The following is a 14,706-nucleotide window of genomic DNA, read 5'->3' as shown; positions in this document are numbered from 1 at the left end:
AAGGTCAATTCTCGGTTTTTTACGTCGAGGTCCAAGTGCCATCCAACTCCTGCCAAACCCCCAAAGAACAGACCCTTGCCCTTGCCGTGACGGCCCGTTCTCGGACGCTTTCAAGGATGCATGCGGTCGCTGCGGCGGTGCTGATTTGCGCCGGGCTGGCACAACCCGACCGCGCCCATGCGATGGCCTTGGGTCGTATCGTGGTGCAGTCCGCGTTGGGCGAACCGCTTCGGGCCGAAGTCGATGTGCCCGAGATCACCGCCGATGAAGCCTCTTCCCTGAAGGTGTCGGTGGCTTCTGGCGAGGCCTTTCGCGCCGCCGGCATGGAATTCAACCCCGCCTTGGGCAATGTGCAGATCAGCCTGCAAAAGCGCAGCAATGGCCGCTCGTTCCTGCGTATCACCAGCACCCGACCCGTGAACGAACCGTTCATGGACCTGATTCTCGAAGCCAACTGGGCGTCCGGCCGCATCGTTCGTGACTACACGATGCTGTTCGATCCACCCAATCTGCGCGCAGCCACACCAGCACCGCTCAATGCGGGCACGGCGCCCGCACCCGCCGTCCCGCGCCCACTCGCCCCTGCCGCCAGCGTCGAACCGCCCCGTGCGCTGGCACCGGCCCCTCGCCCGGTGGTGCCGCCCACCGCCATGGCCGAGCGCCCTGCACCTAAACCGGCCGCCCCTGTGCGTGCGCCTGCGGCGGAATCCAGTCCCCAGCAAGTGCGCGTGCGGGCCGGCGACACCGCCGGGCGCATTGCGGCGGCGAACTTGCCGGCCAATGCCTCGCTGGACCAGATGCTGGTCGCCATGCTGCGGGCAAATCCCAACGCGTTCATCGACGGCAACGTCAACCTGATCAAGGCAGGCGCCGTGATCGACTTGCCTGGCGCCGCGCAGACCAATAGCGTCTCGGCGGGGGAAGCGCGGCAGATCGTTTCGGCCCAGAGCCGGGATTTCAACGATTTCCGCCGCCGCTTGGCCGGTGCCGCGCCCGCCGCTTCGGTAGCTGCAGCCGATCGACAAGACAAGGGCCGGGTCCAAACCGAAATCGAAGACAAGAAGCCGACCGCGCCCACCCAGGACAAGCTGACCCTATCCAAAGGGGCCACCCCTGCACAATCCGCGCCGGAAGCTCAAATTGCCCAAGAGCGCCAAGCGCAAGACACATCCACCCGCGCTGCCGAACTGTCGCGCAACATCGAAGAGCTGGCCAAGCTGGGCACCAGCACCGCAGCCCAGTCGAGCGCGGCACCCAGCTTGCCCACGCAAGCAAGCCCGACCAGTGAAACGGCACTGACCGTACCGGCGGTCACGGCGCCGCCCGCAGACACCGCCACGGCGACCACCACACCCGAGGCCACCGCAACGACCGCACAAGAAACCGTGGCCGCGCCTGCGGCCAGCGCAACACCCCCCATTCCCACCCCGCCTGCGGTCGAAGATCCTTCGCTGGTGGAAAAACTGCGCGACCATCCGCTGACCCTCCCGATCGCAGGCGGTCTGCTCGCCTTGTTGGCGGGCTTTGGCCTGTTTCGCCTGCGCCAGCGCAAAAAGGGAGCGGGCGTTGACAGCTCTTTCCTGGAAAGCCGCCTGCAACCCGACTCCTTCTTTGGCTCCAGCGGTGGTCAGCGCATCGACACCAACGAAGCCGCCGCGTCGGGTTCGTCCATGGTGTATTCACCCAGCCAGCTCGATGCAGCGGGCGACGTGGACCCGGTCGCCGAGGCCGACGTGTACCTGGCCTATGGACGCGATCTGCAAGCCGAAGAAATTCTCAAAGAGGCGATGCGCAGCACGCCCACCCGGGTCGCCATCTACAACAAGCTGCTGGAAATCTACGCCAAGCGCCGCGATGCCAAGGCCTTTGAGGTGGTGGCGATCGAGGCCTATGGCCTGACGCAAGGCCAGGGTCCCGAGTGGCAACACGCTTGTGAACTGGGCAAGGAACTGGATCCCAACAACCCCCTGTACCAACCGGGCGGCGCTCCAGCGGTCAAAGGCGGCAGCAGCGGCGCAGACCAGGCCACGGTTCCCTTTGGCAGCAGCACCCTGACGCAGCACACCGGTCCAGGCCAAGCGGTTGCGGACGGACCGCTGGATCTGGATCTGGACCTCGATTTCGGCACCGATGCAGGGCCAGTCGCCGCAGCCGGCAAAGACGCCATGGCGTTCGACAGCGCAGACTCCGATTTGTCGGCATTGAGCGTACCCGCCGATCTGCGCGAGGACCTCAATACACTGCAGGCGCTGACAGAAGCTTCGGCCAGCCAAAACGCAGAGGGACCATCGTCCATGGCGATGGAGTTCGAGCTCAACTTTCCCTCGCAGCCCATGCCGCTCACGGCCGCCCCAGCGGCAGCCGCGCCAACCAAAGTGGACGACGCCGAGATCGCGACCTTCGATGCCGATGAAGTGCTGCCCGATTTTGATCTGGATGTACCGTCCAGCGGCGACAGTCCGAAGCCGCATGCCACGGCGGCGGCCGATGCGCCTGAGTTGATGTCCATCGACCTCAACGACATCAATCTGGATCTTGGCGAGCCGATGGCGGCCGAGGACGACGAGTCGCTCACGGAAGAAAATCCGCTCAGCACCAAGCTCTCTCTGGCCGAAGAGTTCCGCGCCATCGGTGACATGGAAGGCGCGCGTTCGTTGGCCGAAGAGGTGTTGTCCGAGGCCAGCGGCACGCTGAAAGCCAAGGCCAACGCGTTCCTGGCCGATCTGGCCTGAGCGTCAGCACCGCTGCCGCGTCACCCAGTCGAATCCGAGCACCCTTGCGAATCGCGCTGGGCATCAGCTACAACGGGGGTGCCTACCAGGGCTGGCAAAGCCAGGCCAGCGGCCAGACGGTGCAAGACCGTCTGGAGCGCGCGCTGAGCCTGTTCACCACACAGGACGAAGTCAAGACCTTGTGCGCAGGCCGAACCGACTCGGGCGTGCACGGCTTGATGCAGGTGGTGCACTTCGACACCCCGGCGCTGCGACCCGAGAGCGCCTGGGTACGCGGCACCAACCGCTACCTGCCAGCCGACATCGCCGTGCAATGGGCGCGCCAGGTGCCCGACGCCTTCCACGCCCGCGCGCTGGCGCGTTCGCGGCGCTACGCCTACGTCCTGCTGGAGTCGCCGGTTCGACCCAGCGTCGACGCGGGCCGGGTGGGTTGGTATTTTCGGCCGCTGGCGCTGGAGCCGATGCGGCAGGCGGCCGATCTGCTGATCGGCGAGCACGACTTCACGTCCTTTCGCGCCGCACAATGCCAGTCCCACTCACCGGTGAAAAACCTGCTGCGCGTCGACATCGTGCAAAGAGGCCCGTACTGGCGGTTCGAGTTCGAGGCCAACGCCTTTTTGCACCACATGATCCGCAACATCATGGGCTGTCTATTGGCCGTGGGCAGCGGGGCGCAGCCCGTGTCCTGGATGCAGACGGTGCTGCAGGCGCGGCGGCGCGACATCGCCGCCCCGACCTTTTCCCCTGACGGCCTGTATTTTCTGGGGCCGGTGTACGATCCCGAGTGGCAACTGCCCACCCGTACCGCCGCCTTCGACTGGTTGCCCTAGGGCCTACTCACTCTGTTTTCGGCGTGGCGCCTACCGGGTCCACCCCATTTCTAGGCGGCCGCCCGCAGTCCGGATCAGCGGGTCCCGCCCACTCTGCCCACCATGAACGCCCACCGCACCCGCATCAAAATTTGTGGTCTGACCCGCGAAGAAGACCTCGTCGCAGCCGTTCAGGCGGGTGCCGACGCGATCGGCTTTGTGCTGTACCCCAAGAGCCCACGTGCTGTCACGGCCCAGCGCGCCGCCCAGCTGGCGCGCCAGCTGCCGCCTTTTGTCACACCGGTGCTGCTGTTCGTCAACGAACCAGCGCAGTCCGTACACGAGGCCTGCCAGTTGCTGCCCAACGCGCTGCTGCAGTTTCATGGTGACGAAACCCCAGAGGCCTGCGCGGCCTTCGGTCGCCCCTTTCTGCGGGCAGCGCGAATTCCCGCCGGCCCAGCCGGGTCGGGCTTTGATCTTCTAAAATACGCCCAAGACTTCTCGACCGCCCAAGCCATCTTGCTCGACGCCCACGTCGAAGGTTACGGTGGCGGTGGTCAATCCTTCGACTGGGCAGCATTCAATTGGTCACACCCGCTTCTAAACGCCAGCTTTCGCCTCGTCTTGTCTGGTGGACTCGACGCTGCAAACGTGAGCGAAGGCATTTCGCGGGTACGGCCTTGGGCCGTTGATGTGAGTTCCGGGGTCGAACATGCCAAAGGCATCAAGGACCCCGAGAAAATTCACCAGTTCGTCGCAGCCGTCAAAGCGGCCGACGCCCTCATTTCCCGTTCGGCCTGACGCCCCACACAGGGTGCTGACCGGACCATTCGGACACCCCATGCCAACTTACCAACAACCCGACGCCCGGGGCCATTTCGGCATCTACGGCGGCAGTTTCGTGAGCGAAACGCTCACACACGCCATTGACGAACTGAAAGCCGCCTACGCCCGCTACCAGAACGACCCCGAGTTCATCGCGGAATTCAAGAGCGAACTGGCCCATTTCGTGGGCCGCCCAAGCCCGGTCTACCACGCCGCGCGCACCAGCCGAGAAATGGGCGGCGCGCAGATTTTCCTCAAGCGCGAGGATTTGAACCACACGGGCGCGCACAAGGTGAACAACACCATCGGCCAGGCCATGCTCGCCAAGCGCATGGGCAAGCCGCGCGTGATCGCCGAAACCGGTGCCGGCCAGCATGGCGTGGCCACCGCGACCATTTGCGCACGCTACGGCCTGGAATGCGTGGTCTATATGGGCAGCGAAGACGTGAAGCGCCAAAGCCCGAACGTCTACCGCATGAAGCTGCTCGGCGCCACGGTGGTGCCGGTGGAAAGCGGCAGCAAAACGCTGAAAGACGCGCTCAACGAGGCCATGCGCGACTGGGTGGCCAACGTGGACAACACCTTCTACATCATCGGCACCGTGGCCGGCCCGCACCCCTACCCCATGATGGTGCGCGACTTCCAGAGCGTGATCGGCAACGAGTGCTTGGTGCAAATGCCCGAGATGCTGCACGCCGCTGGCTGCCAGGGCGACCAGCCCGACGCGGTGGTGGCCTGTGTGGGTGGCGGCAGCAACGCCATGGGCATCTTCTACCCCTACATCGACCACACCGCCACGCGCCTGATCGGTGTTGAAGCGGCCGGCGAAGGCATGGACAGCGGCAAGCATTCGGCCTCGTTGCAAAAGGGCAGCCCCGGCGTGTTGCACGGCAACCGCACCTATGTGCTGCAAGACGACAACGGCCAGGTGACCGAAACCCACAGTGTGAGTGCCGGCCTGGACTACCCCGGTGTCGGCCCCGAGCACGCGTTCCTGAAAGACATCGGCCGCGCCGAATATGTCGGTATCACCGACGCCGAAGCGCTGGAGGCCTTTCACTACCTGTGCCGCACCGAAGGCATCATCCCGGCGCTGGAATCCAGTCACGCCGTGGCCTATGCCATGCAGCTGGCCAAAACCATGCGCCCCGACCAGTCCATCCTGGTCAACCTCTCCGGCCGTGGCGACAAAGACATCGGGACCGTGGCCGACCTGTCCAAAGCCGATTTTTATTGCCGTCCCAGCTGCAAAGGCCAGACCGTCAAAGGCAGTGCCGAGCCTGCAACCATTTCCATCAAAAAATGAGCCGCATCGAAACAACCATGGGCGCCCTGAAAGCCCAGGGGCGCAAAGCCCTGATTCCCTATGTCACGGCGGGTTTTCCCTATGCGCAGATCACACCCGACCTGATGCACGGCATGGTGGAAGGCGGGGCCGACATCATCGAACTCGGCGTTCCGTTTTCAGACCCTTCGGCCGACGGTCCGGTGATCCAGAAGGCGGGTGATCGCGCCCTGGCCCTGGGCATTGGCCTGACCCAGGTGCTGGCGATGGTGAAAAGCTTTCGCGAACGCAACCAGACCACACCGGTGGTGCTGATGGGTTATGCCAATCCCTTGGAACGCTACGACCAGAAGCACGGCGCCCAGGCCTTTGTGCGCGACGCCGCCGCTGCGGGCGTGGACGGTGTGCTGGTGGTGGACTACCCGCCCGAAGAATGCGAGGCCTTTGCCGCCGACCTGCGCGCCCATGACATGGATCTGATTTTTCTGCTCGCCCCCACCTCCACCGAAGAGCGCATGGCGCAGGTGGCCCGTGTCGCCAGCGGTTACGTCTACTACGTCTCGCTCAAAGGCGTGACCGGTGCCGGTACCTTGGACGTCGGCCAGGTTGAAGCCATGCTGCCGCGCATCCGGGCCCATGTGAGCGTGCCCGTGGGCGTGGGTTTTGGTATCCGCGATGCAGAGACCGCACGGGCCGTGGGCAAGAGCGCCGACGCCGTGGTGATTGGCAGCAAGATCATCCAGCTGATTGAGGACGAGCCCCACGAGCGCGTGATCGGTGTGGCAGCCCATTTTCTGCGCACGATACGAAAAGCGCTCGACGCATAATCCCGAAACCGACGCAACAGCAAGGAGACTGCATGTCCTGGCTCGAAAAATTACTGCCCCCCAAAATCACGCCCACCAATCCCACCGAGCGGCGCAGCGTGCCCGAGGGCTTGTGGATCAAATGCCCCAGTTGCGAGGCCGTGCTGTACAAAAACGATCTGGAAAAAAACCAGAACGTGTGTCCGCACTGCAGCCACCACCACCGCATTGGTGCCCGGCCGCGCCTGAACGCTTTTCTCGATGCCGAAGGCCGCTACGAACTCGGACAAGAAGTGCTGCCCATCGACCCCTTGAAGTTCAAGGACAGCCGGAAATACCCCGAGCGACTGAAAGAAGCGCTGGAAACCACGGGCGAGACCGATGCGCTGGTGGTCGTGGGTGGATCGGTGCTGGGCATCAGCCTGGTGGCGGCCTGCTTTGAATTCGACTTCATGGGCGGCAGCATGGGTTCGGTGGTGGGCGAGCGCTTTGTGCGCGGCGTTGAAACCGCGATCGAACAGAAAGTGCCTTTTCTGTGCTTCACGGCCACGGGCGGTGCGCGCATGCAAGAAGGCCTGCTCTCGCTCATGCAAATGGCCAAGACCAATGCCGCCCTGACGCGCCTGGCCAAAAAAGGCCTGCCCTTCATCAGCGTGCTGACCGATCCCACCATGGGCGGCGTGAGCGCGGGCTTCGCTTTTGTGGGCGACGTGGTGATCGCCGAACCCAAGGCCTTGATCGGCTTTGCCGGTCCGCGCGTGATCGAAAACACGGTGCGGGTGAAACTGCCCGAAGGCTTCCAGCGCGCCGAGTTTTTGCAAACCAAGGGCGCGGTGGATTTCATTTGCGACCGGCGCGAGCTGCGGGCCACCGTGGCCAACCTGCTGGCCATGCTGCAACGACAAAGCGCGGACGCGGTGGTCACCGATTGAACGAGGCCAAGACCGAGCTGCTCGGTCTATCGAAACTGCCTTTGTTTCCGCTGGAAAGCGTGCTGTTTCCGGGCGGCTGGTTGTCTTTGCGCGTCTTTGAGGTGCGCTACCTCGACATGATCAGCCGCTGCCACAAGGCCGGCGCACCTTTTGGCGTGGTGTGCCTGACCGAGGGCCGCGAAGTGCGCCAGCGCGACGAACAGTCCACCAAGGGCGAAGGTTTTGCCAAAGAGTCTTTTTTTCCGGTCGGCACGCTCGCGCATATCGCGCATCTGGAACGCCCACAACCCGGTCTGCTGATGATTCGCTGCCGGGGCGAACAACGTTTTCAGATCACCCACAGCCACCAGATGGCCCATGGTCTGTGGCTCGCCGATGTGCAGCTGGACGAACCAGAGCCGGTGGTGGCGGTACCCGACGACTTGCGCGCCACACGCGACGCGCTGCAAAAACTGCTGCACAACCTGCAAGAGCGCGAACCTGGCAGCCTGGCCGAACTGCCGCTGCAGCCGCCTTATGCCTGGGACGACAGTGGCTGGGTGGCGAACCGCTGGGTCGAACTCTTGCCAGCGCCCGCCGAACTCAAGCACCGCCTGATGGCCTTGGACAATCCCTTGCTGCGCCTGGAGCTGGTGTCGGACCTGCTGGACCGCTTGGGCGTGGTGAAGTAGAGAAAGAGTCCCCTTTCGCCGCCGACGCTTCTTCTGCCGTGCAGGCGCCTATAGATCCGTTCGGGCTGAGCTTGTCGAAGCCCTCACCCACACTCAGGCGAGCCCCTCGACAGGCTCAGGGCAACAAAGACAAGGCCTGCATATAGGCCCGGCTCACCATGAGTTCGTCCCAAGGCATGGCCGGGGCGGCTGGCAACAGGCTCAGGCGCCGCTCTTCGCTGGCGGGCTGGGCCTGCCAGCTTCCCTGGATCTGCGCCTGGGCCAGGGCATCAATGGCCTCGTCGATGGGCGCACCGCCCTCCACCACCGATTGGTTGCACAGCAAGACCATGTCACAACCCGCGCCCAGAGCGGCCAACGCGGCTTCGCTGAAGCCCACCTCGCGTCCATCGATCTGGCGCGCAGCGGCCATGCTCAGGTCGTCGCTGAACACCGCACCGGTGAAACCCAGGCGCTGGCGCAGCACGTCTTGCAACCAGCGCGCCGAAAAGCCGGCTGGGCGGCTGTCGACCTTGGGGTAGATCACATGGGCCGGCATGACGCTGTGCAAGCTGGTGGAGAGCCAGCCATAGGGCGCTGCGTCTTCCGCCAGAATGGCCTTGAGGCTGCGTTTGTCGACCGGAATGGCCAGGTGCGAATCGGCACGCACAAAGCCGTGGCCGGGAAAATGTTTGCCGCAGCTGGCCATGCCACTTTGCAGCAATCCGTGCATCAAGCTCTTGGCCAGCATGCTGACCATGCGGGGATCGCGCCCGAAAGAGCGGTCGCCGATCACCGAGCTGGCCCCGAAATCGAGGTCGAGCACCGGGGTGAAGCTGAGATCGACACCACAGGCGCGCAATTCGGCGCCCAGCACATAACCGCAGGCACTGGCTGCGTTGCTGGCGCGCAAAGCCGGTCCGCCTTCGTTTTCACCGGGTTTCGCGGGCGCCATCCACAGCGCGCCCAGCGCCGCCATGGGCGGCAAGTGGGTGAAGCCGTCGGTGCGGAAACGCTGCACCCGCCCGCCCTCGTGGTCGACCGCGATCAGCAGGTCGCGCCGCACCGCTTTGATCTGGCGACACAAGCGGGTGAGCTGGGCGCGGTCTTGCCAATTGCGCGCAAACAAGATGGCACCACCCACCAGAGGATGGGCCAAGCGTCGCCGGTCGGCCGCCGTCAGGCTGTGACCAGCGACATCGATGATCAAGGGCGCGTGTGGGTGCATAAGAAGCGTATGGGGCGTATGGGCCGTATGTTGAGATGTGAAAGGTTCAGGGCTGCTGCGGTACGGACGAAGCCGCAGGGCCTGCGTGGCCACGTTCCACCACCACAAAGCTGGCGGCGTAATCGGTTTCGTCGGTCACGGTCACATGGGCTTGCAGGCCCTGGGCTTCAAACCAGGTTTTGAGCGCGCCATGCAGCACGATCACCGGCTTGCCGCTGGGCTGGTTGGCGATCTCGCAGGTGCGCCAGGTCATGGGCAGGCGCATGCCCAGGCCAATGGCCTTGGAAAACGCTTCTTTGGCCGAAAACCGGGTCGCCAGATAGCGCAGGCCGCGTTGAGGCCAGCGCGCGCTGCGCTGCTGCCACACCGCGTATTCGGCGTCGGACAGCACCTTGCGCGCAAAGCGCTCACCCTGGCGCGCCAGCGTGGCTTCGATGCGGCGGATATCGCAGATATCGGTGCCAATGCCATAAATCATGGAAAACCTGGGGCGAAGCGGTGCGCAGAAACGGGTCGAGGTGGTCGCGGTGGTCGCCGTGGTCAGGCCAGCGGCTCGCCCGCCATGCACTGCAAATACGCGGCCACCGTGGCGCTGTAGCCCAGCTCCAGCGCATCGGCGATCAACGCGTGTCCGATCGACACTTCGCTCACACCAGGCACGGTGTGCAAGAACGCACTGAGGTTGTCGCGGTTCAGATCGTGGCCCGCGTTCACGCCCAGGCCTGCGAGCAACGCCGCCTGTGCGGCGACCCGGTAGCGCTCCAGTTGGGCGGCACGCTGCGGCGTGTGCCAGGCAGCGGCAAAGGGTTCGGTGTAGAGCTCGACGCGGTCGGCGCCGACGGCGCGGGCCGCCGCCATGGCTTCGGCGTCCGGGTCCATGAACAGGCTGACACGGGCGCCCAGCGCCCGGGCCTCGGCCACCAAAGGGGCCAGACGTTCGGCGTCTTCGGGAAAACGCCAGCCGTGGTCGCTGGTGAACTGGCCTTCGCTGTCGGGCACGAAGGTGACCTGCTGCGGGCGCACCGTGCGCACAAAGTCCATCAGGTTGTGGAACGGGTTGCCTTCGATGTTGAACTCCCGATCGGGCCAGGCCTTGAGCAGCGCGGCCAGATCGTGCACATCCTGGGCGCGGATGTGGCGCTCGTCCGGTCGTGGGTGCACCGTGATGCCGCTGGCGCCCGCTTCCAGGCACAGGGTGGCGGCGCGAACCACCGACGGAATGCCCAGATGCCGGGTATTGCGGACCAGGGCCACTTTATTCAGGTTGACCGACAAGGCGGTGGTGGGGTGCGGGACTGGCGTCATGGTGCGGACACAGGTAAGGAGCGGGGGCGGGTCATGGCCTGCACATCGAGCATGAGCTGGCGGGTGCGGAACACCCGCACGCCGCTATGGTAGTGCAGCAGGCTGCGCAACTGGGGACGCAGGGCATGCAAGCTGGGGGCACAGGCGCGCAACACGCCGATCAAGCCTGCGTCACCATCCAGCGCGAGCTGCAACAGCTGCCATTGTTCACCGCTCAGGGCGTGTGGGTCGCCATCGCCGCTGCCGTTGTCGTGCGCCAGGCGCAAGCCACTCTCGGGCGCCAGCACATAGGCACACTCGGGGTCCAGCAGCGCCAGGGTGCTGCCTTCGGCCGCCAGGTCGGGCAGCACGCCCACCGCTTTCAGCAGCAGCAGCTCAAACGCACGCAGGATCAGTTGCTGCGCGTCGGCCCGCTCGGCCAGCAACTCCACCGCCTGCGCGTAGTGGTCGAACAAGCGCTGGTGTGGGTCGTCGCGCGCCAACAAGCGCATCAGCAGTTCGTTCAGATAACAGCCCGACAGCAAGGCCTCGCCGGTCGGCATGACGTGGCCCCCCTGCCACTGCGCGGCCTTGAGCGTGCGCACTTCGGCGTCGCCGGAAAAACTCAGGTGCAGGGGCTGCAACGGCAACAAGACCGGGCGAAACTGGGACGTGGGGCGTTTGACACCTTTCGCCACAATGGCGATGCGCCCCAGGTGGCGGCAGAAGACTTCGAGCACCAGGCTGGATTCGCTCCAGTCGTAGCGGTGCAGCACGAAGGCAGGCTCTTCGGTGGTGCGCTTGATGCTCACCGGCGGTGCTCCGTGGTGGGTGCAAACATGCTGGGTGGGTGTTCAACCCAGCTTTTCAAACAGCGGGCCGAGGGCTCACTCGTAGCCAAACGACCGCACCCGCGCATCGTCGTCCGCCCAGCCCGAGCGCACCTTCACCCACAGCTCCAGAAACACCTTGCAGTCCCAGAGTTTTTCCAGCTCCTGCCGGGCTTCGGTGCCGATGCGCTTGAGCTTCTCGCCCTTGTCACCAATCACCATGCCCTTGTGCCCATCGCGCTCGACCACGATGGTGGCGGCGATGCGCCTGAGCCGGCCCTCTTCCTCGAACTTGTCGATGATGACGGTGGAGGTATAGGGCAATTCGTCGCCGGTCAGGCGAAAGAGTTTTTCGCGCACCATTTCACTGGCCATGAAGCGCTCGCTGCGGTCGGTCAAGTCGTCCGGATCGTGCATCCAGGCCTGTTCGGGCAGGTACTGCTCACAAATACCGAAGAGTCGCTGGATGTCCTTGCTGTTCTTGGCCGACATCGGCACAAATTCGGCGAACGGATGGCGCTCCTGCATGGCGCGCAACCAGGGTGCCAATTCGCCACGCCGGTGCACCAGATCAAATTTGTTGGCCACCAGCATCACCGGTACGTCGGCGGGCATGAGGGACAACACCTTGGCATCGGCCAGGTTGAATTTCCCCGCCTCGACCACGAACAAGACCAGATCGACATCGGACACCGCGCCCACCACCGTCTTGTTCAGCGAACGGTTCAGGGCATTGCCGTGTTTGGTCTGAAAGCCCGGCGTATCGACAAAAATGAACTGGGTGGCACCCAAGGTGCGCAAGCCGGTGATGCGGTGCCGCGTGGTCTGCGCCTTGCTGGAGGTGATGCTGACCTTTTGGCCCACCAGCGCATTCAGCAGCGTGGACTTGCCCACGTTGGGCTTGCCCACAATCGCCACAAAGCCACAGCGCTGCGGGCCACTGGCGACCGGTGCTGCGGTGTCTTCGGCTTCTGCCGCGTCCGCGCCACCGGCGACGGCGTCACCCTTGCCCAACGCCTGGGCCAACATGGCATCCAGCTCGGGATTGGGCGGCATGGCCGCGGGTGCTTGTTTGGGAGAGCGGGACATATGGATTCAGAGTGCCTTGGCAGAAATGGTCGGGGTAGAGGCCGCTGGGGAGCGGGTGTCGTGGGGAAGCAGACCTTCCAGCATGGCCGCAGCGGCGGCCTGCTCGGCGGCGCGGCGCGAAGCACCAATGCCCCGTTCGCTGCGTCCGGTTTCGGTGATCGTGCACTCCACATCAAAAGTCTGTTTGTGCGCCTCACCGAGCGTGGCGACCACCCGGTAGAGCGGCAGCTTCATTTTGCGCGCCTGCAACCACTCCTGCAATTCGGTCTTGGGATCTTTGCCCATCGCACTCATCTGGGCGTTGAGCTCTATGCCGCTGTACAGGCGGCGCACCAAAGCGGCGGCGGCCTCGAAACCGGCGTCGAGATACACCGCGCCGATGACGGCTTCCAAGGCGTCGGCCAGGATGGAGGGCCGTTTGTGCCCCCCCGAGCGCTTTTCACCATCGCCCAGACGCAAACCGTTGGACAAACCCAGGCGGGACGCAATGCCGAACAAGGTGTCTTGTTTGACCAGATTGGCCCGCACGCGAGACAAGTCGCCTTCAGGCAAATCGCTGAGCTTTTCGAACAACAACCCGGAGACGGCCAGGTTGAGGACGGAATCGCCCAGAAACTCCAGGCGTTCGTTGTGGTCGGCGGTGAAGCTGCGGTGGGTGAGCGCGCGCTCCAACAGGCGCGGGTTCGCAAAAGTATGGTTCAAGCGCTGCTGCAGCGCAGGGAGTTCCGGATTCAAAAAAGAGCGTGCCCCGAAAAATAGACCTGTGCAGCTTGGCGCATCACTTTGACCGGCCCTGGTATTTCATGACCAGGTAGGCCGGGCCGAACAACGGGATTTCGCGCGTGTAGTCGAACGAAACCACCACGCGGTCGTTCTCCTTGCCGATCTCCAGATCCTTGCCCTGGATGGTCCGGATGTCGTCGATCTGGGCGGCCTTGTCAAACGTGCTGCGCACTTCGCCAACCGTTGTGCCGACAGCGGCTTTTTGCACCGCCTTTTCCACCGCGAGAAACTCGATGTAGGTCGGAACCACCTGGGCGCCAATCACGCCCACATAGGCCAGTAACGCCCCCACAACAATCAAGCCCAAAAAGGTCATGCCGCGCTGTTGCTGCTTCAGTTTCATGTTCAATAACCTCGAGGTTTTCGCCAGCCGCCTGGCGTTGTTATTCAAATGATCCAATACGTCCCAGATCGCCGAAATTCATCCAGACAAAAAAGGCTTTGCCCACGATGTTGGCCTCGGGCACAAAGCCCCAATACCGGGAATCGGCCGAATTGTCCCGATTGTCGCCCATCATGAAATAGTGCCCGGGCGGCACTTTGCAGACCACGCCTTCCACGGTGTAGTTGCACTGGTCCCGGTAGGGAAACTCGCTGGCGCCCGCCACGAACGCGGGGCTGTCGTCGTTGACCAAACTGTTGAAGCTGTGTTCGCCAATGGTCTCACGGAACTGTTTGGCATACCGCACGCTGTCGCTGTCGAAGAAATTCGGCTGCGGCACGTGCGGCACCGGCTGCCCATTGATGGTGAGCTGCTTGTTGATATAGGCCACTTCATCGCCCGGCACGCCAATCACCCGCTTGATGTAATCCAGGCTGGGTTGCGGCGGGTAGCGAAACACCATGACATCGCCCCGCTCGGGGTCGTGGTTCGCAAAGATCTTGCGGTTGAACACCGGCAGGCGCACGCCGTAATGGAATTTGTTGACCAGGATCAGGTCCCCGATCCGCAAGGTGGGAATCATCGAACCGGACGGAATCTTGAACGGCTCAAACAAAAAGGAGCGCAAGATGAAGACCGCAAAGATCACCGGGAACAGGCCGGCCGTCCAGTCCAGCCACCACGGCTGCATCAGCAAACGCTGCTTGGCGACATCCACCTCGCCCTCGATTTGCTGAAAGCCCTGTTTGGACAAGGCTTCGATGCGTTTGTCGTGCTCCAGCTGCAATTGCTGCGCGGCCTTGCGGCGCTGGGGCAGAAACACGGCTTTGTCGGCGATCCAGTACACGCCGGTCACCACGACCGCCAGCATCAGCAACAAGGCGAAGTTGCCTTCAACCAGACCCGCGTACCAAGCCCCCGCGTATCCCGCAAACGCCGCCAACACCATGGCGGTGAGCGTAGCCATCATGGCCTGCATCACCCCTCCACCTGCAGAATGGCCAAGAAGGCTTCCTGGGGAACTTCAACCGAGCCAATCTGTTTCATGCGTTTCTTGCCTGCTTTCTGTTT

The 14,706-nt window shown here is 63.9% G+C and carries 16 protein-coding genes; 7 read left to right on the top strand and 9 right to left on the bottom strand.

Annotation, left to right across the window (positions count from 1 at the left end; translation table 11 throughout):
- Positions 1-116: 116 nt before the first annotated feature.
- From ABYB95_RS00250 to ABYB95_RS00220, 7 genes are all read left to right on the top strand, one after another.
- Positions 117-2,732 (top strand): FimV/HubP family polar landmark protein, encoded by a 2,616-nt coding sequence (locus tag ABYB95_RS00250; RefSeq protein ID WP_372656419.1) that lies wholly within the window; start codon positions 117-119, stop codon positions 2,730-2,732.
- Positions 2,733-2,776: 44 nt separating this feature from the next.
- Positions 2,777-3,562 carry a tRNA pseudouridine(38-40) synthase TruA gene (gene truA, locus ABYB95_RS00245; protein WP_372656418.1) on the top strand — a complete coding sequence of 262 codons (786 nt, stop codon included), beginning with the start codon at positions 2,777-2,779 and terminating at the stop codon, positions 3,560-3,562.
- Positions 3,563-3,664: 102 nt separating this feature from the next.
- Positions 3,665-4,342: a phosphoribosylanthranilate isomerase gene (locus tag ABYB95_RS00240; RefSeq protein ID WP_372656417.1), complete on the top strand. Its 678-nt coding sequence runs from the start codon at positions 3,665-3,667 to the stop codon at positions 4,340-4,342.
- 40 nt (positions 4,343-4,382) lie between these two features.
- Positions 4,383-5,672 carry a tryptophan synthase subunit beta gene (gene trpB, locus ABYB95_RS00235; protein ID WP_372656416.1) on the top strand — a complete coding sequence of 430 codons (1,290 nt, stop codon included), beginning with the start codon at positions 4,383-4,385 and terminating at the stop codon, positions 5,670-5,672.
- Positions 5,669-6,478 (top strand): tryptophan synthase subunit alpha, encoded by an 810-nt coding sequence (gene trpA, locus ABYB95_RS00230; RefSeq protein WP_372656415.1) that lies wholly within the window; start codon positions 5,669-5,671, stop codon positions 6,476-6,478. Before trpB ends, trpA begins: the two co-directional genes overlap by 4 nt.
- 32 nt (positions 6,479-6,510) lie before the next feature.
- Entirely contained in the window at positions 6,511-7,389 is an 879-nt protein-coding gene (accD, locus tag ABYB95_RS00225; RefSeq protein WP_372656414.1) for an acetyl-CoA carboxylase, carboxyltransferase subunit beta, read from the top strand.
- Positions 7,386-8,060 (top strand): LON peptidase substrate-binding domain-containing protein, encoded by a 675-nt coding sequence (locus ABYB95_RS00220; protein ID WP_372656413.1) that lies wholly within the window; start codon positions 7,386-7,388, stop codon positions 8,058-8,060. The genes accD and ABYB95_RS00220 overlap by 4 nt, the downstream gene beginning before the upstream one ends.
- Positions 8,061-8,175: 115 nt before the next feature.
- Here ABYB95_RS00220 and nagZ read toward each other — a convergent pair whose 3' ends face one another.
- From nagZ to ABYB95_RS00175, 9 genes are all read right to left on the bottom strand, one after another.
- On the bottom strand, positions 8,176-9,267 hold the full coding sequence (gene nagZ / locus ABYB95_RS00215; protein WP_372656412.1) for a beta-N-acetylhexosaminidase: 1,092 nt from the start codon (positions 9,265-9,267) through the stop codon (positions 8,176-8,178).
- 46 nt (positions 9,268-9,313) lie between these two features.
- Entirely contained in the window at positions 9,314-9,745 is a 432-nt protein-coding gene (gene acpS / locus ABYB95_RS00210) for a holo-ACP synthase (RefSeq protein ID WP_372656411.1), read from the bottom strand.
- Positions 9,746-9,807: 62 nt separating this feature from the next.
- Positions 9,808-10,572 carry a pyridoxine 5'-phosphate synthase gene (locus tag ABYB95_RS00205; RefSeq protein WP_372656410.1) on the bottom strand — a complete coding sequence of 255 codons (765 nt, stop codon included), beginning with the start codon at positions 10,570-10,572 and terminating at the stop codon, positions 9,808-9,810.
- The gene (gene recO / locus ABYB95_RS00200) at positions 10,569-11,363 is read right to left on the bottom strand and encodes a DNA repair protein RecO (protein WP_372656409.1); all 795 of its coding nucleotides are present in this window, start codon (positions 11,361-11,363) and stop codon (positions 10,569-10,571) included. The genes ABYB95_RS00205 and recO overlap by 4 nt, the downstream gene beginning before the upstream one ends.
- 75 nt (positions 11,364-11,438) lie before the next feature.
- A complete protein-coding gene (era, locus tag ABYB95_RS00195; RefSeq protein ID WP_372656408.1) occupies positions 11,439-12,470 on the bottom strand; it encodes a GTPase Era in 1,032 nt (343 codons plus the stop codon).
- Positions 12,471-12,476: 6 nt separating this feature from the next.
- Positions 12,477-13,205 carry a ribonuclease III gene (rnc, locus tag ABYB95_RS00190; RefSeq protein ID WP_372656407.1) on the bottom strand — a complete coding sequence of 243 codons (729 nt, stop codon included), beginning with the start codon at positions 13,203-13,205 and terminating at the stop codon, positions 12,477-12,479.
- A 43-nt stretch (positions 13,206-13,248) separates the two neighbouring features.
- The gene (locus ABYB95_RS00185) at positions 13,249-13,596 is read right to left on the bottom strand and encodes a DUF4845 domain-containing protein (RefSeq protein ID WP_372656406.1); all 348 of its coding nucleotides are present in this window, start codon (positions 13,594-13,596) and stop codon (positions 13,249-13,251) included.
- A 40-nt stretch (positions 13,597-13,636) separates the two neighbouring features.
- Positions 13,637-14,614, bottom strand: a complete 978-nt coding sequence (gene lepB / locus ABYB95_RS00180) for a signal peptidase I (protein WP_372656405.1) — start codon at positions 14,612-14,614, stop codon at positions 13,637-13,639.
- A partial coding sequence (locus ABYB95_RS00175; protein WP_372656436.1) for a hypothetical protein occupies positions 14,614-14,706 on the bottom strand: 93 nt, incomplete at its 5' end. The genes ABYB95_RS00175 and lepB, both read right to left, overlap by 1 nt.

It is taken from the genome of Hydrogenophaga sp. (genome assembly GCF_041633695.1).
Lineage (GTDB): Bacteria > Pseudomonadota > Gammaproteobacteria > Burkholderiales > Burkholderiaceae_C > Hydrogenophaga.
Note: the sequence above shows the minus strand (reverse complement) of the source record. Positions and strands in the feature narration are given on the sequence as shown.